23 protein-coding genes and 1 tRNA gene are annotated in these 20,073 nt (G+C 64.4%); 14 read left to right on the forward strand and 10 right to left on the reverse strand.

Going from position 1 to position 20,073, the window contains the following annotated elements; all coding sequences use genetic code 11:
• Window positions 1-176: 176 nt before the first annotated feature.
• A tRNA-OTHER gene (locus MOV74_RS05145) sits at window positions 177-252 on the reverse strand.
• A gap of 54 nt (window positions 253-306) precedes the next feature.
• On the reverse strand, window positions 307-1,008 hold the full coding sequence (locus tag MOV74_RS05150) for a class I SAM-dependent methyltransferase (RefSeq protein ID WP_246918756.1): 702 nt from the start codon (window positions 1,006-1,008) through the stop codon (window positions 307-309).
• A 114-nt stretch (window positions 1,009-1,122) separates the two neighbouring features.
• On the opposite strand from MOV74_RS05150, the gene MOV74_RS05155 reads away from it, so the two are divergent.
• Window positions 1,123-1,647 carry a Dps family protein gene (locus tag MOV74_RS05155; protein ID WP_246918758.1) on the forward strand — a complete coding sequence of 175 codons (525 nt, stop codon included), beginning with the start codon at window positions 1,123-1,125 and terminating at the stop codon, window positions 1,645-1,647.
• A gap of 120 nt (window positions 1,648-1,767) precedes the next feature.
• On the opposite strand, the gene MOV74_RS05160 is transcribed toward MOV74_RS05155, so the two are convergent.
• Together MOV74_RS05160 and carA are read right to left on the reverse strand one after the other, a co-directional pair.
• On the reverse strand, window positions 1,768-2,289 hold the full coding sequence (locus MOV74_RS05160) for a cupin domain-containing protein (RefSeq protein WP_246918760.1): 522 nt from the start codon (window positions 2,287-2,289) through the stop codon (window positions 1,768-1,770).
• 229 nt (window positions 2,290-2,518) lie between these two features.
• Entirely contained in the window at window positions 2,519-3,709 is a 1,191-nt protein-coding gene (gene carA, locus MOV74_RS05165; RefSeq protein ID WP_246918762.1) for a glutamine-hydrolyzing carbamoyl-phosphate synthase small subunit, read from the reverse strand.
• 146 nt (window positions 3,710-3,855) lie between these two features.
• Here carA and MOV74_RS05170 point away from each other — a divergent pair, with 146 nt between their 5' ends.
• The 7 genes from MOV74_RS05170 to MOV74_RS05200 all read left to right on the forward strand — a co-directional run bounded on the left by MOV74_RS05170 (window position 3,856) and on the right by MOV74_RS05200 (window position 9,447).
• On the forward strand, window positions 3,856-4,584 hold the full coding sequence (locus MOV74_RS05170; protein WP_246918764.1) for an alpha/beta fold hydrolase: 729 nt from the start codon (window positions 3,856-3,858) through the stop codon (window positions 4,582-4,584).
• A gap of 33 nt (window positions 4,585-4,617) precedes the next feature.
• On the forward strand, window positions 4,618-5,073 hold the full coding sequence (locus MOV74_RS05175; protein ID WP_246918766.1) for a GatB/YqeY domain-containing protein: 456 nt from the start codon (window positions 4,618-4,620) through the stop codon (window positions 5,071-5,073).
• Between the two features lie 133 nt (window positions 5,074-5,206).
• Entirely contained in the window at window positions 5,207-6,343 is a 1,137-nt protein-coding gene (locus MOV74_RS05180) for an epoxide hydrolase family protein (protein ID WP_246918768.1), read from the forward strand.
• A 120-nt stretch (window positions 6,344-6,463) separates the two neighbouring features.
• Window positions 6,464-8,074, forward strand: a complete 1,611-nt coding sequence (locus MOV74_RS05185; protein WP_246918770.1) for an acyl-CoA synthetase — start codon at window positions 6,464-6,466, stop codon at window positions 8,072-8,074.
• Window positions 8,075-8,083: 9 nt separating this feature from the next.
• Complete coding sequence (locus MOV74_RS05190; RefSeq protein ID WP_246918772.1) at window positions 8,084-8,551, forward strand: MarR family transcriptional regulator; 468 nt, start codon at window positions 8,084-8,086, stop codon at window positions 8,549-8,551.
• 81 nt (window positions 8,552-8,632) lie between these two features.
• Window positions 8,633-9,001, forward strand: a complete 369-nt coding sequence (locus MOV74_RS05195) for a nuclear transport factor 2 family protein (protein WP_246918774.1) — start codon at window positions 8,633-8,635, stop codon at window positions 8,999-9,001.
• 2 nt (window positions 9,002-9,003) lie between these two features.
• Complete coding sequence (locus tag MOV74_RS05200) at window positions 9,004-9,447, forward strand: hypothetical protein (protein WP_246918776.1); 444 nt, start codon at window positions 9,004-9,006, stop codon at window positions 9,445-9,447.
• A gap of 1 nt (window position 9,448) precedes the next feature.
• Here the strand turns inward: MOV74_RS05200 and MOV74_RS05205 are convergent, their stop codons facing one another.
• Entirely contained in the window at window positions 9,449-11,680 is a 2,232-nt protein-coding gene (locus MOV74_RS05205; RefSeq protein WP_246918778.1) for an ATP-binding protein, read from the reverse strand.
• Window positions 11,681-11,936: 256 nt separating this feature from the next.
• On the opposite strand from MOV74_RS05205, the gene MOV74_RS05210 reads away from it, so the two are divergent.
• Window positions 11,937-12,707: a DUF2189 domain-containing protein gene (locus tag MOV74_RS05210; RefSeq protein WP_246918780.1), complete on the forward strand. Its 771-nt coding sequence runs from the start codon at window positions 11,937-11,939 to the stop codon at window positions 12,705-12,707.
• Between the two features lie 152 nt (window positions 12,708-12,859).
• Here MOV74_RS05210 and MOV74_RS05215 read toward each other — a convergent pair whose 3' ends face one another.
• Genes MOV74_RS05215 through MOV74_RS05225 form a run of 3 tightly spaced genes read right to left on the reverse strand, consistent with a single transcriptional unit; the run spans window position 12,860 to window position 14,146 of the window.
• The gene (locus MOV74_RS05215) at window positions 12,860-13,372 is read right to left on the reverse strand and encodes an SRPBCC family protein (protein WP_246918782.1); all 513 of its coding nucleotides are present in this window, start codon (window positions 13,370-13,372) and stop codon (window positions 12,860-12,862) included.
• Window positions 13,369-13,839 (reverse strand): SRPBCC family protein, encoded by a 471-nt coding sequence (locus MOV74_RS05220; protein ID WP_246918784.1) that lies wholly within the window; start codon window positions 13,837-13,839, stop codon window positions 13,369-13,371. The genes MOV74_RS05215 and MOV74_RS05220 overlap by 4 nt, the downstream gene beginning before the upstream one ends.
• The gene (locus MOV74_RS05225; protein WP_246918786.1) at window positions 13,832-14,146 is read right to left on the reverse strand and encodes a helix-turn-helix transcriptional regulator; all 315 of its coding nucleotides are present in this window, start codon (window positions 14,144-14,146) and stop codon (window positions 13,832-13,834) included. Before MOV74_RS05225 ends, MOV74_RS05220 begins: the two co-directional genes overlap by 8 nt.
• A 209-nt stretch (window positions 14,147-14,355) precedes the next feature.
• Between MOV74_RS05225 and MOV74_RS05230 the strand changes: the two genes are divergently transcribed.
• The 3 genes from MOV74_RS05230 to MOV74_RS05240 all read left to right on the forward strand — a co-directional run bounded on the left by MOV74_RS05230 (window position 14,356) and on the right by MOV74_RS05240 (window position 17,623).
• A complete protein-coding gene (locus tag MOV74_RS05230; protein WP_246918788.1) occupies window positions 14,356-15,801 on the forward strand; it encodes an LVIVD repeat-containing protein in 1,446 nt (481 codons plus the stop codon).
• A gap of 148 nt (window positions 15,802-15,949) precedes the next feature.
• The gene (locus tag MOV74_RS05235) at window positions 15,950-16,567 is read left to right on the forward strand and encodes a LysE family translocator (RefSeq protein ID WP_246918791.1); all 618 of its coding nucleotides are present in this window, start codon (window positions 15,950-15,952) and stop codon (window positions 16,565-16,567) included.
• A gap of 84 nt (window positions 16,568-16,651) precedes the next feature.
• Complete coding sequence (locus tag MOV74_RS05240; protein WP_246918793.1) at window positions 16,652-17,623, forward strand: DUF3592 domain-containing protein; 972 nt, start codon at window positions 16,652-16,654, stop codon at window positions 17,621-17,623.
• Here the strand turns inward: MOV74_RS05240 and MOV74_RS05245 are convergent.
• The gene (locus MOV74_RS05245) at window positions 17,620-18,426 is read right to left on the reverse strand and encodes an N-formylglutamate amidohydrolase (RefSeq protein WP_246918795.1); all 807 of its coding nucleotides are present in this window, start codon (window positions 18,424-18,426) and stop codon (window positions 17,620-17,622) included. The genes MOV74_RS05240 and MOV74_RS05245 overlap by 4 nt on opposite strands.
• Window positions 18,427-18,501: 75 nt before the next feature.
• On the opposite strand from MOV74_RS05245, the gene MOV74_RS05250 reads away from it, so the two are divergent.
• Complete coding sequence (locus MOV74_RS05250) at window positions 18,502-18,900, forward strand: gamma-glutamylcyclotransferase (protein WP_246918797.1); 399 nt, start codon at window positions 18,502-18,504, stop codon at window positions 18,898-18,900.
• Here the strand turns inward: MOV74_RS05250 and MOV74_RS05255 are convergent.
• Window positions 18,897-19,460 (reverse strand): chlorite dismutase family protein, encoded by a 564-nt coding sequence (locus tag MOV74_RS05255; RefSeq protein ID WP_246918799.1) that lies wholly within the window; start codon window positions 19,458-19,460, stop codon window positions 18,897-18,899. The genes MOV74_RS05250 and MOV74_RS05255 overlap by 4 nt on opposite strands.
• Before the next feature lie 317 nt (window positions 19,461-19,777).
• On the opposite strand from MOV74_RS05255, the gene MOV74_RS05260 reads away from it, so the two are divergent.
• Window positions 19,778-20,073: CHC2 zinc finger domain-containing protein (locus MOV74_RS05260; protein WP_246918801.1), on the forward strand; the 296-nt coding region annotated here is incomplete at its 3' end.

Raw genomic sequence — 20,073 nt, forward strand, 5'->3', positions numbered from 1 at the left:
GTCCCTTTGGCCGAGAGCGCGGTGGTCTCCCTCGCGCGCGGGTGGGTCTTAGACCAGTTTTTGGGGCGGCGAAACCCCGAAAAACGCCCATCAACCGGCAATTTTGACCGGTTAGGGGAGGGTGGGCTGCTCGGGGGGCGTGGCCGCGCCACGCGTAGCCCCGAAGGGGCGAAGCGTGGAGACCCGGCCTGGATTTGAACCAGGATGTAGAGCGTTGCACCGCCCTCGCGTAGACGCTTCCGCCACCGGGCCGAGGCGATCATGACCGATTGCAGTGCGGCAAGCTACAACGGCTAATTGTTATGCTTAACGAACCAGAGGCGGCCGCGCGACGAAGGTCATGCGCCAGCGATTGTGGCCGATATTGGTGTGAGCGCGCTGGACCGCGAACCCGGCCGCCCTCAGCTTGGCGGTGATCTCGTCCTCGCTGTAGCGCTGCAGTCCGATGCGCGTGCGCAGGTGACGGTAATCCGACAGCGCGGTGCTGATCAGCCCGATCAGCGCGTCCTTCAGGAAGCCGTGGCGCAGGCCGAAGCCGAGCAGCGCCATGACGTCCCTGAACATGCCGACATTGGGCTGGAGGATGTCTCCCAGCACCAGCTTGCCGGAGGGCTTCAGGATGCGGTGGATGTTGAGGAGCGCGGCATCGAGCTCGTCCGGCGCCATGTATTGCGCGACCGAGTTCATCACCACGAGGTCGATCGACTGGTCCTGCATGTTGCGGACGTCGTCGAGCGAGCGGACGCGGATCCTGGTGTTCGGAGCAAACCGCGCGATCAGCCGGCCGCGCACGCCGGGCGCAGGCTCGGCAAGGATCAGCTTGCCGCAACTAGCGGCCACCTGGCTCGCCGACAGCGCCTCGCCGCAGGCATAGTCCAGCACCGTAGCGTCCGGCGAGGAGATGTAGCCGACGATGTCCCGCGCGATGATCTGGAAGTGCAAGTCGCGATGCAGCTTGCTGACATAGATCGTATGCGTGGAGTCGTAATAATCGATCCAATCGTCCATGGTATTCGAGGGTCCCGGCCAAACGGTTCCGCGAAAGGAACCAGCGCTGTCCGCCTTGCGTTAGGGGTGCGACGGCGCGCCGTCAATGTCCGCGTCCTAACAGGAAGGTCTCCCGTGAGCAAAACCAACAACAAGGTCTCCCCCGATCTCGATACCCCCACCGATCTGTCTCCCGACGGGGTCAAGAAGGTCTCGGAGGCGCTCAACGTGCTTTTGGCCGACGCCTTCGCGCTGTATCTGAAGACCAAGAATTTCCACTGGCACATCAGCGGGCGTCACTTCCGGGACTACCATCTGCTGCTCGACGAACAGTCGGACCAGATCTTCGCCACCACCGATCAGCTTGCCGAGCGCGTCCGCAAGATCGGCGGCACCACGCTGAAGTCGATCGGCCAGGTCGCAAAGCTCCAGACCATCAAGGACAACAACGAGGACTACGTCCCGCCCCGCGAGATGCTGCGCGAGCTGATGCAGGACAACAAGCACGTCGCCGCTGCGATGCGCAAAGCACACGACGTTTGCGACGACGCCGGCGATGTCGCCAGCGCCAGCATCCTGGAAAATTTCATCGACGAAACCGAGCGCCGCACCTGGTTCCTGTTCGAAGCCACCCGCCAGGAAGGCGGCAACGAGGCGTAGCCCGGATGTCGTAGGGTGGGCAAAGGCGCGCTCTTCGCGCTCCGTGCCCACCATCACTCTCGATCGCAAAAATGCGTGGGCACGCTCCGCTTTGCCCACCCTACGGCACCGTCCTCTTGGCTACCGCCACAGCCTCATCATCGCGCCATCCTTCCCCGTCACCGGATCGGCTGGCGGCAGCGCCACTTGCGGAATCGTCTTCAGCGCCTTGGCATGGTTGTCCGGCGTCGCCCTTGTGATCTCCATCTTCGCGCCCGGCGGATAGGCGCCGATCACGCAGAAATCGTCGCTCGCCTGGATGCATTGATGCCCGGTGCCGGCGGGCAGGATCGCGACGTCGCCGGCCTTGATCTGGAGCTCCTGGCCGTGATCGCCGCCGAAGCGAACCCGTGCACTCCCGCGCGCGACACCGAGCACCTCATGCACCGTCGCGTGATAATGCAGATAGTCGAACACGCCGTTGCGCCACGTGCCGCCCCAGCCGTTCGCTTCGAACAAGTCTTCGATCGTCTCTTCCGGCCGCTTCGGATCGAGCTTCACCGCGCCCTGGTAGACCAGGAACGGAAGGATGTTGTTTGGCGTAAGGCCGTCGTCCTCGAACACGATGGCGAGCGGCTCGGCCTTGTCGCGGACGACCGACATGGTGGGGCTCCTGCGCGAATGTAGCAGGGATCAACGAGGGGCGTGAGGCGGCGTTCCTCGCTCCATCGTCATGCCGGGGCGACGCGTAGCGTCGAGCCCGGAATCCATTGTGCAGCAGAGTCCGGTGCCCCAGGGATTCCGGGCTCGCGCGGCGCGCGCCCCGGAATGACGCAAAAGCCCGGGGCGAGCCCGGGCTTTTGTCGTGGAAGTGGTTGCAAGCAAGCGCGTCTTACGCGCTCTTCTTCTGCCGCATTAGATCAGCGAAGCGCTGGAACAGATAGTGCGAGTCGCGCGGGCCAGGTGAAGCCTCGGGGTGGTACTGCACCGAGAACACCGGCTTGCCGTCGAGCTGGATACCGCAATTGGAGCCGTCGAACAGCGAGATGTGGGTCTGCGTCGCGCCCTTCGGCAGCGTCGTCTCGTCCACCGCAAAGCCGTGATTCATCGAGGTGATCTCGACCTTGCCGGTGGTCTCGTCCTTGACGGGATGATTGGCGCCGTGATGGCCCTGATGCATCTTCTTGGTCTTGGCGCCGACGGCAAGGCCAAGCATCTGGTGGCCGAGACAGATGCCGAAGGTCGGCGTGCCCGACTTGATCACGTCCCGGATCACGGGCACGGCATATTTTCCGGTCGCCGCCGGATCGCCCGGACCGTTCGACAGGAACACGCCGTCCGGCTTCATCGCCAAAATGTCGTCGGACGAGGTCGTCGCCGGCACCACCGTCACCTTGCAGCCGACGCCGGCGAGCAGGCGCAAAATGTTGCGCTTGATGCCATAGTCGATGGCGACGACGTTGAATTCCGGCTTGTCCTGACGGCCAAAGCCCTTGTCCCACAGCCAGGGCGTCTCGTCCCAGGTGAAGCGCTGGCCCGAGGTGACCATCGGCACGAGGTCCATGCCCTCGAGGCCCGGCCATTCGCGCGCTTCTTCCTTCAGGCCGTGCAGGTCGAACTCGCCGGTCTTGGAATGCGCGATCACGGCATTGGGCATGCCCTTGCTGCGGATCAGCGCGGTCAGGGCGCGGGTGTCGATGCCGGAGAGGCCGATGATGCCGCGCGCCTTCAGCCACTGATCGAGATGCTTGGTGGCGCGATAGTTCGAGGGATCGGTGATGGCGGTGCGCAGGATCACGCCGCGCGCACCCGGCGTTGCCGCCATGTTCACCGTCTCGATGTCTTCCTCGTTGGTACCGACATTGCCGATATGCGGGAAGGTGAAGGTGATGAGCTGGCCGGCATAGGAGGGATCGGTGAGGATCTCCTCATAGCCGGTCATTGCGGTGTTGAAGCAGACCTCACCGACGGCGTGGCCTTCGGCGCCGAGACCAAAGCCTTCGAGCACCGTGCCGTCGGCAAGCACGAGGAGCGCGGTCGGTTTGTGGTCCGGCCAAGCGGGATCGTTGTCATGTTGTGTCATGAGCGCGTTTCATAGTCCCCGCGAGCGCCGCCGTCAAAGCGGGAGAGGCCCGATTCACATGCGTTTTTGCATATTTGACAGCCCGTCTCCGGCACTTAAGCTCGGCCGCACAATTTCCGGCAATTCTGGGGGCTTGCGAGGCAATAATGGACCAGACCACCCCGCTGCTGCTGGTTCCGGGGCTGGCCTCCTCGGCCCGGATCTATGTCCCTGTGATCCCGGCGCTATGGCGGTTCGGCCCGGTGATGATTGCCAACCATATCCGCGACGACAGCATGGCGGCGATCGCCGCCCGGGTGCTGGCCGAGGCGCCGCCGCGCTTCGCGCTGGCCGGCCATTCCATGGGCGGCTACATCTCGCTCGAGATCATGCGCCAGGCGCCCGAACGGGTGGCCAGGCTCGCGCTGATCAACACCCAGGCGCGGCCCGATACGCCGGAGGCGACCGCGCGCCGCTGTGCCCTGATGGAGCGCGCGAGGCGCGGCGAGCTTCGCGCCGTTCGCGAGGAGAGTTTTCCGGAGCTCGTGCATCCGTCGCGGCGCGATGATGCCGATATTCTCAAGCTCGTGCACGCGCAGGATGAGGATGTCGGAATCGAAGGCTATCTGCGGCAGCAGACCGCAATCATCGCACGGGTGGATTCGCGCCCGACGCTGTCGGCCATCAGGTGCCCGACATTGGTGCTGACGGGCGATGCCGACAACACCATTCCGAATGCGTTCTCGAAGGAGATGGCCGACGCCATCGCCGGCGCACGGCTCGTGATCCTCGAGCGCTGCGGACACCTGCCGCAAGCCGAGCAGCCGGAAGCAACAGTGCGGGCGCTGACGGAATGGCTCGGAACCGAGGTTGTCTCGGGGGCGCGAACGGCCTAGATCAGGCGTCAGATATTCGAAGGGATCACGGTCATGCTGCGCGACGACATCAACAATGCAGTCAAGGAGGCCATGAAGGCCAAGGACGAGCGCAAGCTGTCCACGCTGCGCATGGTCAACTCGACCATCAAGAACGCCGACATCGACGCCCGCGGCAACGGCAAGCCGCCGCTGTCGGATGCCGATCTGCTCGGCGTCTTTCAAAAGATGATCAAGCAGCGCCAGGAGTCGGTCGAGCTCTACGAAAAAGGCGGTCGGGCCGAACTCGCCGCCCAGGAGCGCGAGGAGATCGCGGTGATCTCGGCTTATCTGCCGAAGCAGATGGCCGACGACGAGGTCAAGCAGGCGATCGCGGATGCGATCGGCGAGACCGGTGCGGCCGGCATGAAGGACATGGGCAAGGTGATCGCGGTGCTGCGCGCGAAGTACGCGGGACAGATGGATTTCGGTAAGGCCAGTGGCATGGTGAAGGCCGCGCTGTCGGGCTAGGTTCTTACCCTCCCCTGGAGGGGGAGGGTCGATCGCGCGGAGAACCGATCCTCCCCCTCCAGGGGGATGGCACCTTTGTCGCCGCTGCAATCCGGTCTACTCTCTCCCGACAGAAACAATCGGGAGCCAACCGATGACCGCCATCAAGCCCTTCCGCATCGCCATCAGCGACGACATCCTAGCCGACCTCAAGTCGCGCCTCGCCCGCACCCGCTGGCCGGAGGCCGAACTCGTCGATGACTGGAGCCAGGGCGCGCCGCTGAAATGGATCCGGGAGATCTGCACCTACTGGGCTGATGGTTACGACTGGCGTGCGCGCGAGGCAAAGCTCAACCGCTTCGAGCAGTTCACCACCGAGATCGACGGGCTCGACATCCACTTCATCCACGCCCGTTCGAAAGAGCCGTCCGCTCTGCCGCTGATCATCACCCATGGCTGGCCCGGCTCGATCGTCGAATTCCAGAAGGTGATCGCGCCTCTCACCGATCCCGCCGCGCATGGCGGCAATGCCGCGGATGCGTTTCACGTCGTCTGTCCCTCTCTGCCGGGCTTCGGCTTTTCGGCCAAACCCAAGGCGACCGGCTGGGGCGTCGATCGCATCGCCGCGACGTGGGCCAAGCTGATGGAGCGGCTCGGCTATACGCGTTACGGTGCGCAAGGCGGCGATTGGGGTTCGGCGGTGACGACCTCGCTCGGCGCGCAGGATGCGGCGCGCTGCGCCGGCATCCACATCACGCTCGCCTTCAACGCGGCACCTAAGGTCGAGGGCGAGCCGACGGCCGAAGAGAAGCGCGCGCTTGCCGGCCTCAAGCACTATGTCGATCTCGACTCCGGTTACTCCAAGCAGCAGGCGACACGGCCGCAGACGCTCGGCTATGGCCTGACGGATTCGCCGAGCGGGCAGGCGGCCTGGATCCTGGAAAAATTCTGGGCCTGGACCGATTGCAGCGGTCATCCCGAAAATATCTTCACCCGCGACGAGCTGCTCGACAACGTCATGTTCTACTGGGCGACGGAGACGGCGACCTCCTCGGCGCGGCTTTACTGGGAGAGCTTTGGCAAGCGCCGCACCACGCCGGTGGTCAAGGTGCCGACCGGCGTTGCCGCCTTCCCCAAGGAAATCATCACGCCGGTGCGGCGCTGGATGGAGCCGAACTTCCACAACATCACGTATTGGAGCGAGATGGAGAAGGGCGGCCATTTCGCCGCGTTCGAGCAGCCGGAACTGTTCGTGCGCGATGTCAGGAAGTTCTTCGCGACGGTGAGGTGAGCCTCCGCTGTCATTCCGGGCTCGCCCTGCGGTCGCCCCGGAATGACGGCGCGGGGCTTGTCCCGTGCATTTGCGGCTCTAAACTGCGCAATAACAAGACATCGGGAAACGATCCAAGCCATGCTCACCGAAGCCGCTACCTACGACGAGCTCTATCGCAATTTTCGCTGGGACATTCCCGCGCGCTTCAACATGGCGGAAGCGTGCTGCGACCGCCATGCCGATGGCACCGGCCGGCTTGCGCTGATCTATGTCGACGAGAACGGTGCAACGAGCCGCACCTCCTTCGACGAGATCGCCGAGATGTCGCGCCGCTTCGCCAATGTGCTGACGACGGATGGGCTTTCGCGCGGCGACCGCGTCGCGGTGTTCCTGTCGCAGTCGCTGGAATTGCCGATCGCCCATATGGCCGCGTTCCGCGCAGGCCTGATCTCGATCCCGCTGTTCGCGCTGTTTGGCGAGGACGCGCTGGAATTCCGCCTGTCGAATTCGCAGGCAAGGGCCATCATCACCGATGAGGTGGGGTGGGAGAAGCTCACGAATATCCGCGATCGGCTGCCCTATTTGCAGGACATCTATGTCACGAGCGGCGCCGTCCACGCCGGCGCGAAACCTTTCTGGTCGGCGATCGAAACCGCGTCCGAGGACTTCGCGACCGTCGACACGTCCGCCGACGATCCCGCGCTGATCATCTACACCTCGGGCACCACAGGCAACCCGAAGGGCGCGCTGCACGCTCACCGCGTCGTGCTCGGCCATCTCCCGAACGTGGAGATGTGTCACAACTTCCTGCCGCGCCCCGGCGATCTGATGTGGACGCCGGCGGATTGGGCCTGGATCGGCGGCCTCGTCAACGGGCTGCTCGCGTTCTGGTACCACGGCATCCCGCTGGTCGGTCACCGCGCGCGAAAATTCGAGCCGCAGGCGGCGATGCAGATGATGGCCGATCTCGGCGTCCGCAACGTCTTCCTGCCGCCGACGGCGCTGAAGCTGATGCGGCAGGCCGGCGTGAAGCATCCGGGCGTCAAGCTCCGCAGCATCTTTACCGGTGGCGAATCTCTCGGCGGCGAATTGCTGGGCTGGGTGCGCGAGACCTTCGGCATCGACGCGCACGAGGTGTTCGGCCAGACCGAGTGCAATCTCGTGATCGGCAGCAACTCCAACCTGTTTCCGATCCGCCCCGGCGCGATGGGCAAGGCGACGCCCGGTTTCGACGTCCGCATCGTCAACGACAAGGGCGAAGAGCAGAAGCGCGGGCAACGCGGCATCATCGGCGTGCGCCAGCCATGCCCCGTCACCATGCTCGAATATTGGCGCAATCCGGAGGCGACGGCGAAGAAATATGTCGGCGAGTTCCTGCTCACCGGGGATCTCGGCGTGCAGGACGAGGATGGCTATTTCTGGTATGTCAGCCGCGAGGACGACGTCATCACCACCGCGGGCTATCGCGTCGGCCCGTCCGAGATCGAGCATACGCTGATGAAGCATCCCTCGGTGGCCATGGCCGCGGTGGTCGGCATTCCCGATCCGATCCGCACCGAATCGATCAAGGCCTGGATCGTGCTGCGCCCCGGCTTTACCGGCACCGACGCGCTGGCGCGCGAGATCCAGGAATTCGTCAAGGTTCAGCTCGCCGCGCACGAATATCCACGCTTCGTCGCATTCGCCGAAACGCTGCCGATGACGGCGACGGGCAAGGTGCTGCGGCGCGAGCTGCGGGCGAAGGGCTGACTCTCAACGATGGCAAAGACGTCTCAAGCCGCGGGACTTCATCGCGCCTCGCTCGACAAGCTGCACGATCTGGATGCGGCGCTCGAGCTCATGTATTACGGCTGGCGCGGCATGACGCTGCAGGCCGACGAATATCTTGCGAAGCAGGGCCTGTCGCGTCCGCACCACCGCATCCTCTACGTGGTGGCGCGCCGGCCCGATATTGCGATCGGCTCGCTGCTCGAGGTTCTCGGCATTTCCAAGCAAGCCCTCAGCCGGCCGCTCAACCTGCTGCTGGAGCGCAAGCTGCTGACGTCGAAGCGCTCGCCAGAGCAGCATCGCTCCAAGCTGCTGCGCCTGACGGAAGCCGGGCGACGCATCGAGCAGCGGGCCTCGGATCATGAGCGCAAGGTCCTGCGCGAGGCGTTCGATCGCGCCGGGGTGTCGGGGGCGGCGGCGTGGATGGCGGTCATGGAGGCGATCGCCGACCACAATTGACGAAATCTCAAGTCAACGTGGTTGACATGAGAGGCGGGCTTTGCCACTTTCCTCGCCGACGAGCGAGGGGAGGGCCGTGTCATGAGTGCACAGACAATGAATCGCGCAGCCGCCGAGCGGTTCGTCGCGGCATGGTGCGCGAGCTGGTGCAAGGTCGATATCGATGCGGTCGTGGCGCATTTTGCCGAGAATGCGCAGATGCGCAGCCCCCTGGCGCTGACGCTGACCGGCTCTCCTGTCGTGGCCGGCATCGAGAATATCCGCGCCTATTGGCGCAAAGCCTATGGCCACATCGAAAGCGCCGACCTGAAGATCCTGAGCTGGAGCTGGGATGAGGCGATCGCGCGCCTGACGGTGTGGTGGCAGCTCGGCGACACGCGGGCCAGCGAGTTCATGGATTTCGACGATGCCGGCCGCGTCGTCCACAGCGAAGCCTTCTACGGAAAATAATCATGCGCCTCTCGGATATCGTTCTGCTTCTCAACACGCTCTGGTTCGTCGGCGCATTCGTCCAGTTCAGCATTGCCCAGCGCAACACGCTGAAGATATTGCTGCCGCGGGAAGAGCGCGGCAATCCGATCGCGCCGACCCTCGCGGCCAGCGTTGCGTTTCTGGGCGGAATCAATCTGCCCATCGGGCTGTTGTCGTTCTATCTTCTTGCCGTGCGTCCGTCTTTCTTCCAGCCCGTCGAAGCCCAGCTCGCGCTGTTCCTGTTCTTTGCCGCCTGCCATTTCAGCCAGTTCGCCTACAATCTGCCGGTGCTGATGCGCGGAGGCCGGGTCGGGGTGGCGTACTGGCCGGTGCTGAAAGGTCCGATGCTCCGAATCTTCGTCATTGACGCAGGTCTGTTCGCGGCCAATCTCGCCGTGGCGCTCCAGCTGGCGATCGCGTCCTGATCTAGCGCGATGGCTCCGAGAGGGCGGAGCGCAGCATCGCGGCAAGATCCTTTCGCCGGAACGGCTTGGTCAGAATGCGGGCCTCGCCGATCCCGTCGGGTGTCTTGACGGGATTTTGGCTGTAGCCGGAAGTGAAGAGCACCTTGAGCCCGGGCCGCAGCTCGCTTGCTTGCCTCGCAAGCTCGGGCCCGAACATGCCGCCGGGCATCACGACGTCGGTGAACAGCAACTGGACGTCCCCTGGCTGGCGCAGCACATTCAGCGCGGCGGGTCCGTTCGACGTCGCGATGACCCGGTAGCCGAGCGTCCTGAGCTCGTTCTCGACATAGGCGCGCACCATGTCGTCGTCTTCGACGAGAAGAATGGTCTCGTGTCCGGCCTGTGTGACGGTCTGCTCCGCAGGTGGCGAATCCTCGCTCGACGGTGTTGCGAGACGGGGAAAGAAGAGCCTGACGACACTGCCCTGTCCCGGTTCGGACTGCATCTGCACAAGCCCGCCGGACTGTTGTGCAAATCCGTAGACCATGCTCAGGCCGAGGCCGGTCCCCTTGCCGACCTCCTTGGTCGTGAAGAACGGCTCGAAGGCGCGGCTCGCCACTTCGGAGCTCATGCCGCTGCCGGTATCCGTGACGGCGACCATGACGTAGTCGCCGGGCCGCGGCTCGCCGTTGACGTCGAGGTCGGATTCCCCGAGCGAGCTGTTACGGACCTCGACCGTCAGCTTGCCGCCTTCCGGCATCGCGTCGCGCGCGTTGAGTACGAGGTTGAGCACGGCCGTCGTCAACTGGCCGGGGTCGACGCTGGCCGGCCACAGATCCGGTTCGAACGCGAAGCGGCACTCGATGTGCTCGCCCAGGGTCCGACGCAAGAGCTGCTCCATGCCGAGAACTTTCTCGGCGATATCGATCTCGCGCGGCCGGAGCGGCTGCTTGCGTGCGAAGGCGAGCAGGCTCTTGGTCAGGTCGGAACCGCGCTCCGCGGCAGTCGCGATGTCGCCGGCGATCCGGTGCAATTCCTTGTTTCCCGCCAGCCTGTCGGCAAGATGCTCCGAGTTGCCGAGAATGACGGTCAACAGATTGTTGAAATCATGTGCCACGCCGCCGGTGAGCTGGCCCATGGCTTCCATTTTCTGGGATTGGCTGAGCTTATGGCTGAGATCCGCGATCGCGTTGCGCTGCTGCTCGAGCGATTCGGCGGTGCTGTTGAGCAGCGTCATCAATCCGCCGAGCTCGCCGCCCGGATGGGGCTCTGGAATGCGCGCGCTGAGATCGCCGCGTCCCAGTCTCTTTGCCATGACGGCCAGCCGCCTGACCTGTCGTCCGATGCCCACGTTTGTGAGGATCAATAAGCCGGCCAGAAGCAGCAGCAAGGCCACCGCGAGAATTGCTATGTCCTCGTAGAGCCGGCGGTTTGCCGCCGCGACCAGTCCGTCCTTGGACCGTCCGACCAGGATGGTGAGGCCCGCCTTACGGATCGAGGGCGAGCGGGCGACGCCCCAGATCTGCGTGTGGCCCCCGCGGTCGCTGATTTCCAGGAACGGCTCGCCATCGGGTGCTGCCGCGAAGCGAAACAGGTCGGAGCCGGCAATGGACCCGCCCACGGGCACGCTGAAGCCGCCACTCTTGGGGGCGACCAGGACCGTACCCTTGGCGTCGAGGAGCAGGATGTCCTTCTCGGCGAGCAGCCGCTTGTCGTGAAATTCCGCGAATTTGTTCAGGTTGAATGACGCGAGCAGCACGAATTTCAGCGCGCCCGCCTCCGATCGCACGGGATAGGCGATCTGCAGCACTGACAGCCCGGTCAGGCGGCCGAATACCGGCTCCACCGCGACGACGCCTCGAAGATTCTTGACCTGTTTGAAATAGCCGCGGTCGTTCAGGTCGAGCGTGCGGTTGGTCCGCAGCGAATCGCAGAACAGTCTGCCGTCAGGATCGATGGTCAGGATCCCCGTGAACTGCGGGTGTTCTTCACGCACCTCCGACAGAAACGCCGAGCACGCCGCCTTGTCGCGCGTGTCGAGGTCGCGGGCACGGGCGAGACCATAGTGAAGCTGGGCGGTGCCCTGGATCTTCTCGTCCAGATCGCTCGCGATGTCGTCGGCGCTCGCCGCCAAATTGGCCAAGGCCGCGTTGATGTCGCTGGACCTGTTCTGCGCGAAGCGCAGCCCGACGAGGCTCGCCGGCACCAGCATGGCCGCGATGACGAGGATCAGTAACCGGGTACGCAGGCTCATCGGTGGGGCGGTCCGCTCTGGTCATCGCGGGTGTTTGTTCGAAGGTAAAACTTGCGGATTATCGTCTGCTCAGTCCATAGGAATTCGCTCGAAAATCGCACAGAAGATTAAAGAATTCGAGCCGCCTCGCGATCTCCGAGGGGCGGGCGTTGCCGCCTCTTCCCGCGATCCGGCATCAAGTTGCGCCCGCGCGCAGTGGCGCTAATATTGCGCTCTGTGCGCGACGAAAGATCGCGCCGATGTGTGGAGGAAGCTGATGTCCATCTCGGGCAAGGTCGATCCGGTGGTGCGTTCCGTCGCGGCGACCGACATCGCCGAAGCGCTGGTCGAGGGCCTGCGTGATTTCCAGGCCCTGCCGCTTTACGGTCTCGGCTTCGGCGCGCTCTACGCCGCCGGCGGAATCGTCATCATGCTGTGCCTCACCGCCTACGGCATGGTCTATCTGGTCTATCCCCTGGCGGCGGGCTTCGCGCTGATCGGACCGTTCGTGGCGATCGGCCTCTACGAGGTCAGCCGCCGCCGCGAGCTCGGCGAGCCGGTCTCCTTCGGCAAGATCTGGTCCGCCGTACGCTCGCGCAGCGAGATCGGCTGGATGGCGTTCGTCACGTTGTTCGTGTTCGTGGTCTGGATGTACCAGGTGCGGCTTCTGATCGCGCTGCTGCTCGGCCTCAACGCCTCTTTCTCCAGCCTTCAGGAATTCATGACCGTGGTTCTGACTACCAATGAAGGCCTGCTGTTCCTCGGCATTGGCAACGCCGTCGGTGCGGTGCTGTCGCTGCTCCTGTTCTCGCTGACCGTGGTTTCGTTTCCGCTGCTGCTCGACCGCGAGGTCGATTTCGTCACGGCGATGGTGACGAGCGTGCGCGCGGTGGTGACGAGCCCGCTGCCGATGATTTCATGGGCCGCCGTGATCGTGATGCTGCTGATCGTCTCGGCACTGCCGTATTTTCTGGGGCTGATCGTGACGCTGCCGGTGCTCGGGCATGCGACCTGGCATCTCTATCGGCGGCTGGTGGTGCCGGTTTAGCGCGTCCCCTCCGCCCCTTGGGCAGTGCCGTAGGGTGGGCAAGGCGAAGCGTGCCCACGGTTCTGTTGCGATGTTGGGTTGGACGTGGGCACGGCGCAAGTGCGCCTTTGCCCACCCTACGAGACTTCGCACGCCCCGGGACGACGGCGCCCCTACGGCGTCTTGATTCCCATCGCCTTCAGCGCGTCCAGCATCCGCTGCGGCGGCCCCAGCTTCACGACCAGCGGCTTGCCGGTCTCGAGCATGCTCTTGAGGCTGGAGAGGATCGCTGGCCAGCCCGAGCGGCCACCGGCGAGGATGTCGTCGCTGAGCGGGCGATCGTGGCCCTCGCTCATCGTCAGCCGTACCGCATCGCCGACCTGTTCGATCTCGTAAGTCACGAGCGTTGGGCCGAGCTTCTCGATCAGCTCCGGCCAGTTGACGTTGAACGTGACCGCGAGCTTTCGCGGCGGATCGTAGGCGAGAACCTCGCCGCTGATGTGCAGCGCGCCGTCGGGCGTGCGCACGATGAACGAGCCGCCAAGGCGCGGCTCGACCGCCACTTCATTGCCGAAGAAGTACAGTTTGCTGAACTCCGCCGAGGTCAGCGCTTCCCACACCTTCTCCGGCGTGGAGGCGATGTAGATGGTGTAGACCGTCAGCGGCTTGAATTGAGCGAGGTTCATTTTGCGTCGAATCCCTTGTTGAGGGCTGCGCGCGGGATGCCGAGCAGCTTGCCGGTCTCGAGCAGGCTCTTGAGCTGGGACAGGATCGCCGGCCAGCCGTTGGAGACGGCGCCGAGATATTTGCCGCCCTCGACGAAGCCGTCATGCAGCACGGTCAAACGCACGAGCGAGCCGAACGGTTCGATGGTGAAGACGACGCGCGAGATCGGCTCGCCCCGGAGCTCTTCGAACTTGTGGTGCTTGAAACTGTAGGACAGGCGCCGCGGCGGATCGGCTTCCAGGATCTCGCCGGCATCCGTGACCTCGCCGTCCAGCAGGAGCGCGAAGGGCGAGCCGATCTTCCAGTCCGACCTGACCTCGGCGCCGAACCAGTATTGCCTGGTGAACTCGCTCGACGTCAGCGCCTCCCACAGTTTTTCCGGAGTGGTCTCGATATAGCTCACATAGACGAATTGCGGCTTACTCATCGCGCTTCTCCAACTTACGTTTCAACTCGCCGAGCGCGGCGAGCTTGCCGCGCTCGAACTTCTTGATCCAGCGTTCTCCGATCTGATGGATCGGCACTGGATTGAGGTAGTGCAGCTTCTCGCGGCCATGCCTGATGGCGGTGACCAGATTGGCCTCCTCCAAAATCGAGAGGTGCTTGGTCACGGCCTGCCGCGTCATCGCAAGGTCCTCGCAGAGCTCGTTCAGCGTCTGGCCGTTCCTGGCGTGGAGCCGGTCCAACAGCGAGCGTCGTGATGCATCGGCGAGCGCTTTGAAGACCTGATCCATGGCAATGATAATAGGCAACCAAATGGTTGCATGTCAAGCGAGTGTCATTCCGGAAACCGCGCAACGGTTATCCGGAATCTCGAGATTCCGGGTTCGACGCCACGCGTCGCCCCGGAATGACGGGCCGAGAAATCGTGTCTTTGGCGCGCGCAATCGACCGTGCTAGCTTTTCATCTCAGCCAACGCAGATTGGTTCCGGGAGGACTTTCATGTTCCGTCGCGTTTTTCTTGCTGCCGCCCTCGTTCTTTTCGTTTGCAGCACCGCGGCCAACGCGCAGAAGCAAACCGTCGGCGCGCCGCCTGAAGCGTCCAACATGAAGCTCGTCGGCATGAGCGACCTCCAGGCCCGCAGCGCCTATCAGCCAACCATTCATCACCAGGGCAACCGCTGGATCGCCTATATCGGCCATCACGGCGGCACCGACGACGTGCCTGCGCCCGTCAACCCGATGACGGGCAACGCCGAGCCGAACGGAACGTCCATTGTCGACGTCACCGATCCCGCGCGCCCGAAATATCTGCGGCACCTGCCGGGGCAGGAGGGCAAGTACGAATCCGGCGGCGCGCAGATGGTGCGGGTCTGCGACGGCAAGGCGTTGCCGAAGGGGGATCCCAACGCGGTCTACATGCTCAGGACCTTCGGCAGCGAGGCGCATGAGATCTGGAACGTCACCGACCCCGCCAGTCCGGTGCTCATCACGCGCATCGGCGGCTTGAAGGATACGCACAAGAGCTGGTGGGAATGCGACACCGGCATTGCCTATCTCGTCTCGGGCGCGCCGGACTGGCGCACGCGGCGCATGACGCAGATCTATGATCTCTCCGATCCCGCGCATCCGCAGAAGATCCGCGACTTTGGCCTGCCGGGTCAGGAGCCCGGTTCGACCGGTGCGGTGCCGACCGAATTGCACGGGCCGATCTCGACCGGCCCCGATGGCAACCGCGTCTATTTCGGCTATGGCACCAACAAAGGCGGCATTTTGCAGATCGTCGATCGCGACAAGCTCTTGAACGGAGCAAAGGAGCCGACGGCGGACAATCTGCGCTATCCCGAGATTTCGCGCCTGCCGATATCCGCCTTCAACGGCGCTCACACCACGTTCCCGATGCTCGACATGCCCATCGCCGAGTTCGCCGAGGACAAGGACGGCAAGACCCGCGACATCGTCATGATCGTGAATGAAGCCATCCTCAACGAATGCGGCGAGGCGCGGCAGATGGTGTGGTTCGCCGACGTCACCACCGAAACGCGGCCGATGATGATCTCGAGCTACACCGTGCCGGAAGCGAGCGGGCAGTTCTGCCAGCGCGGCGGCCGCTTCGGCTCGCATTCCTCGAGCGAGAGCACGGCGCCGGTCTATTACAAGAAGATGGCCTTCATCGCCTTCTTCAATGCCGGGGTGCGCGCGCTCGACATCCGCGATCCCTATCACCCCAAGGAGGTCGGCTACTTCATTCCGTCGATCACTGCGGCCACCGACAAGCGTTGCATCCCGATCGAGGGTGGCGAGCGCTGCAAGGTTGCGATCCAGACCAACAATGTCGAGACCGACGATCGCGGCTACATCTATATCGTCGACCGCGCCAATACCGGCTTGCACATCCTTGAGCTGACGGGACCGGCGCGCACTGTGGCCGGCCTGCCGAAGAACTGAGGATGCGCCGCGGGGCCACGATCTCCCCATTCTCCGCTGTCATCACCCGCGAAAGCGGGTGGGGCGTAGCCGTTGCGCTCATCCGTCTTCCGTTCCCGCCCGTCCCATGCATTAATACCTCCGAACCGCTTTCAGCCGAGTCCCCATCATGTCCATGCAAGCCTACCTTGCCTTCCTCGCTGCCTGCATCGCGCTGGCGCTGCTGCCGGGCCCGATCGTCACCCTCGTCATCGCCAACGGCCTGCGCCACGGCACGCGTGCCGCGCTCACCAACGTTGCCGGTGCGCAAGCCGGGCTTGCCATCGTCATCGGCATCGTCGCGGTCGGCCTGACCTCGCTGATGGCGACCATGGGCTACTGGTTCGACTGGGTGCGCTTTGCCGGCGCCGCTTATCTGGTCTGGCTCGGCATCAAGCTGATCTGGGCGCCGGTCGAGGGCGTCGATGTCGACGCACCGCCTCCGCCGCCGCGCGGCGGCTTCTTCCTGCAGGGGTTTTTGGTGCTGCTGTCGAACCCGAAAGTGCTGGTGTTCTTCGGCGCCTTCATCCCACAGTTCATGGACATGAACCAGCCGCACTTTCCGCAAGTCGCGCTGCTGGGCGCGACCTTCATGGTCACCGCAGTGATGACGGACGCGCTCTACGCCATCGCCGCCGGGCGCGCGCGGAAATTCTTCTCGGCGCGCCGCACGCGCCTGATGTCGCGCATCTCCGGCGGCTTCATGATCGGCGGCGGCGTCTGGCTGGCGCTGACGCGGGCGAAATAACCTTGCTCCCAGCCGGCCTGGCTTGAACCCTTCGCGGCGGCAAAGCGTCCAATCGGGCATTGCCGCTGACGAAGGATTTTGGCCGTGCCCGATCTGCCCTGGTTCGTCTACGCGATGCTGCTCGCGCCGCTCGGGCTGCTATTGGTCGCCGCAATCGTCAAGACCTGGCAGGTGCGCGAGGCGCGCAACTGGCCGCAAGCGCCGGGCAAGGTCGTCACCTCGGTTGCTGAGGTGCGCGAGATCAGGGTCTCGGACAGCGACCGCGAGGACGGCCATCGCCTCGAGAAACGCAATTTTGCGAACGTGACTTACGAATATGCGGTCGGCAGCCGCAAGCTGCGCTGTAACCGTATCTCGATCGGCGAGGATCTCGGCAATTTCGAGGTCGCCGAGAAGCTCGCAAAGTATCCTGCCGGCAGCGTCGTCACCGTCTACTACAATCCACGCCATCCCGATCAGGCCGTGCTCGAGCGCGACTTGCCCAAGGGGTTGTGGGGCTGCCTCGGCATCGGCACGGCGATCGTGCTTGGCATCGTGTTCGGCTCGGCGTTCGGGCTCAACCAGATTTATGCATACCTCGCGCACCACATCGCCCGGCCCGATCTCGCCGGCCTCGCCGTCGGCCTCGGCGCGTTCGGCCTCGTCATCGCGCTGATGGGGTATGGGGTGCGACGCCAGGCGTCGATGGCGGCACGCTGGCCGGTGGTGCGGGGCACGATCAAGCTGTCGGCACTTGAGCATTATTACGAGGCCAGCGAGCCGGGCGAGCGCCGCGGCACCGAGATGTTCGGCAAGCGCGTGACCTACACCTATCGCTATCAGAACGTCAGCTACACCAATGAATGCGCGCGCGTCGCGGCCGGGACGTCCGATGCGATGCTGAAGAAGCTCATGGCGCGCTACCAGGACGGCGCAACGGTCGAGGTGCGCGTCAATCCCGACAACCCGGCCGAGGCAACGATCGATGCAAACGGCGCCGGCCGCATCGCCTGGCTGCTGTGGGGCATCGCCGGCATCTTCGCCGCGCTCGCGCTGTTCGTCGCGACGCGGGGCTAATCGACCGACAGTTCGGCCCTCAGCTCCGTCTCGATCGCCGCAAAAATCCTTGCCAGCCGCTCGGCCCATTGCTGCTGGCCGGACTGGTCGGCGATGAGATCCTGCCGGATCTCGATGCCGGTGTTGACGAGGCCGCGCGCCTCGCCGTGCACGGGAATGGTGTAGTCGGTGAGGTCGTTCACCGCATAGGGCTCGTTGTCGCCGACGACGAGATCGCTCTCGATGCGAAGATGCTTCAACAGCAGCTGCGGCAGCACGGTGTCGCGGTTGTACAGCGCGCCGATGTGCCAGGGGCGCGCGACGCCGGCATAAACAGGCGTGAAGCTGTGCAGCGACACCAGCACCGTCGGCTGCCCGGCGTGCAGGCGGCGGCTGATCGCGGCATCGATGCGATCATGATAGGGCTCGAAGATCTCACTCCGCCGCGCCTCGCGCTCCCATTCCGAAATCCCTTCGTTGCCCGGGATCGCGGTGGCTTCGGAGATGACCGGGATCGAGCTTAATGCTTCGGGCGGGCGGTTGCAGTCGATCACGAGCCGCGAATAGCGCTGCGCGATCAGATGCGCATCCAGCAGCTTGGCGAGCCGCTCGGCGACGCCGGCGATGCCGATGTCCCAGGCGATGTGCCGCGTCATCTCGGCCTCAGTGACGCCGAGGTCGCCGAGCGCGCGCGGCAGCACCCGCCCGTAATGATCCGCGGTGAGCAGGAAGGGCGATGTCGCTTGCGGATTCACCTCATGCACGGGCGGAATGTCGCCCGCGCCGAGCAGTTGATCGGTCGCCTCGGTGGTGTGCTGGTCCATCCTGATTGCCTATGAAACGATAATTTGTGTAAACGGAGTAATGATATTGCACCGACGTCGCAACGTTAGAACAGCATGACCTCCGATCGCCTCTTCGTCTACGGCACCCTGATGCGCGGCTTCGACCATCCGATGGCGCGGCTGCTGGCGGGGCATGCGGATTTTCTGGGGGATGCGACCTGCCGCGGCCGGCTCGTTTTGGTGAAGCATTATCCGGGATTGCTGCTGTCGGAGGCGGCCTCCGACATCGTCCATGGCGAACTCTTTCGGATGCGCGTGCCCGACGAATTGCTGGGCGAGCTCGACATGTACGAGGCCTGCGGCGAAGGCTTTCCCGAGCCGACCGAATATCTGCGCCGGCTGATCGACGTGACGCGGCCGGATGGCGTCACGGAGAAGGCCTGGACCTATATCTACAACTGGCCTGTCACCAACCTGCCGCACATCGAGTCCGGGCGCTTCCTGGAGCACTAAGCCGACAGCACTTCTTTCACCACGCGCACGTCGACTTCGTGCTCGACGTAACCCCACTCCTCGGTCTGCCTGAGCATCGCGACCAGCTCCTCGAACAGTGAGGCATCCGCGGGGGCGAATTCGAACCAGGTCAGGAAGTCGAAGGGGCCGCCGAGGTCGCGGCAATGATAGAGCTGGCGCGCGATGGCGGGCAGGAAACGAAGACTGCTCGCGATGTGGTGCGATCTGTCCTCGAAAATCTTGCGCCGCTCTTCCTGCGTCAGCTCCCACCAGGCCTGCGACTTGCGGATCGGGATCAGTGCCGCGCTGGTGGCCTCCACCCGGCCGAGCCCGGCCTGCACGGCCACGAGCTGCTGCTTCTCAGGCCGTTCGGTGTAGCGCAAGCTGCTGGCGACGCCGACCAGCCGCCAGGCATTGCGCGAGGGCACGAGCGGCAACGCAATGGCCTCGCTGTCGGTGACCGACAACGCCGGCATGAAGGGCAGGGGCTCGCCCGTCACTGCAGACATCGAGGTGACGCGCCAACCCCCGCTATGGCCGCCTCGAAAGGTCCTGAACATGGCGCTATGGAAGCGTGGAACCGGGCGCGGTTCAAGCTTTTCCGCTTCCCGTCCCGTCATCCTGAGGCGCGAGTGGTGCGATGCTAAGCATCGCGCCGGGAGCCTCGAAGGATGAACGGCCGAGCTGTTTCGGTGGGGTAACAGCCGGGCCGTCGCCCTTCGAGCTCGCCGAAGGGGCGAGCACCTCAGGGTGACGGGACGGACTAAGGGGCCTGTGAACAGCGCGCATAATCCTGACAAACCTAACTTTTAGGCCCGTCGTCCCTATATCCCTGATCCCCAGCCCGACTCACCCCGGTTCGCGCTACACAGGCCCCATGCGCTTCACACCCCAATTCCTCGACGAGCTTCGTGCCCGGCTTTCGGTTTCCGAAGTCGTGGGCAAGCGCGTGAAGTTGAAGAAGGCGGGTCGGGAGTGGAAGGGGCTGTCGCCGTTCCAGCAGGAAAAGACGCCGTCCTTCTACGTCAACGACCAGAAGGGTTTTTACCACGACTTCTCCTCCGGCAAGCACGGCGACATCATCAGCTTCGTGATGGAGACCGACGGCCTGCCGTTCGCCGAGGCCGTGGAGCGGCTCGCCAGCATGGCCGGCCTGGCGCTGCCGGCGGTGAC

Origin of the sequence: Bradyrhizobium sp. SHOUNA76 (genome assembly GCF_023006445.1) — a bacterium.
Lineage (GTDB): Bacteria > Pseudomonadota > Alphaproteobacteria > Rhizobiales > Xanthobacteraceae > Bradyrhizobium.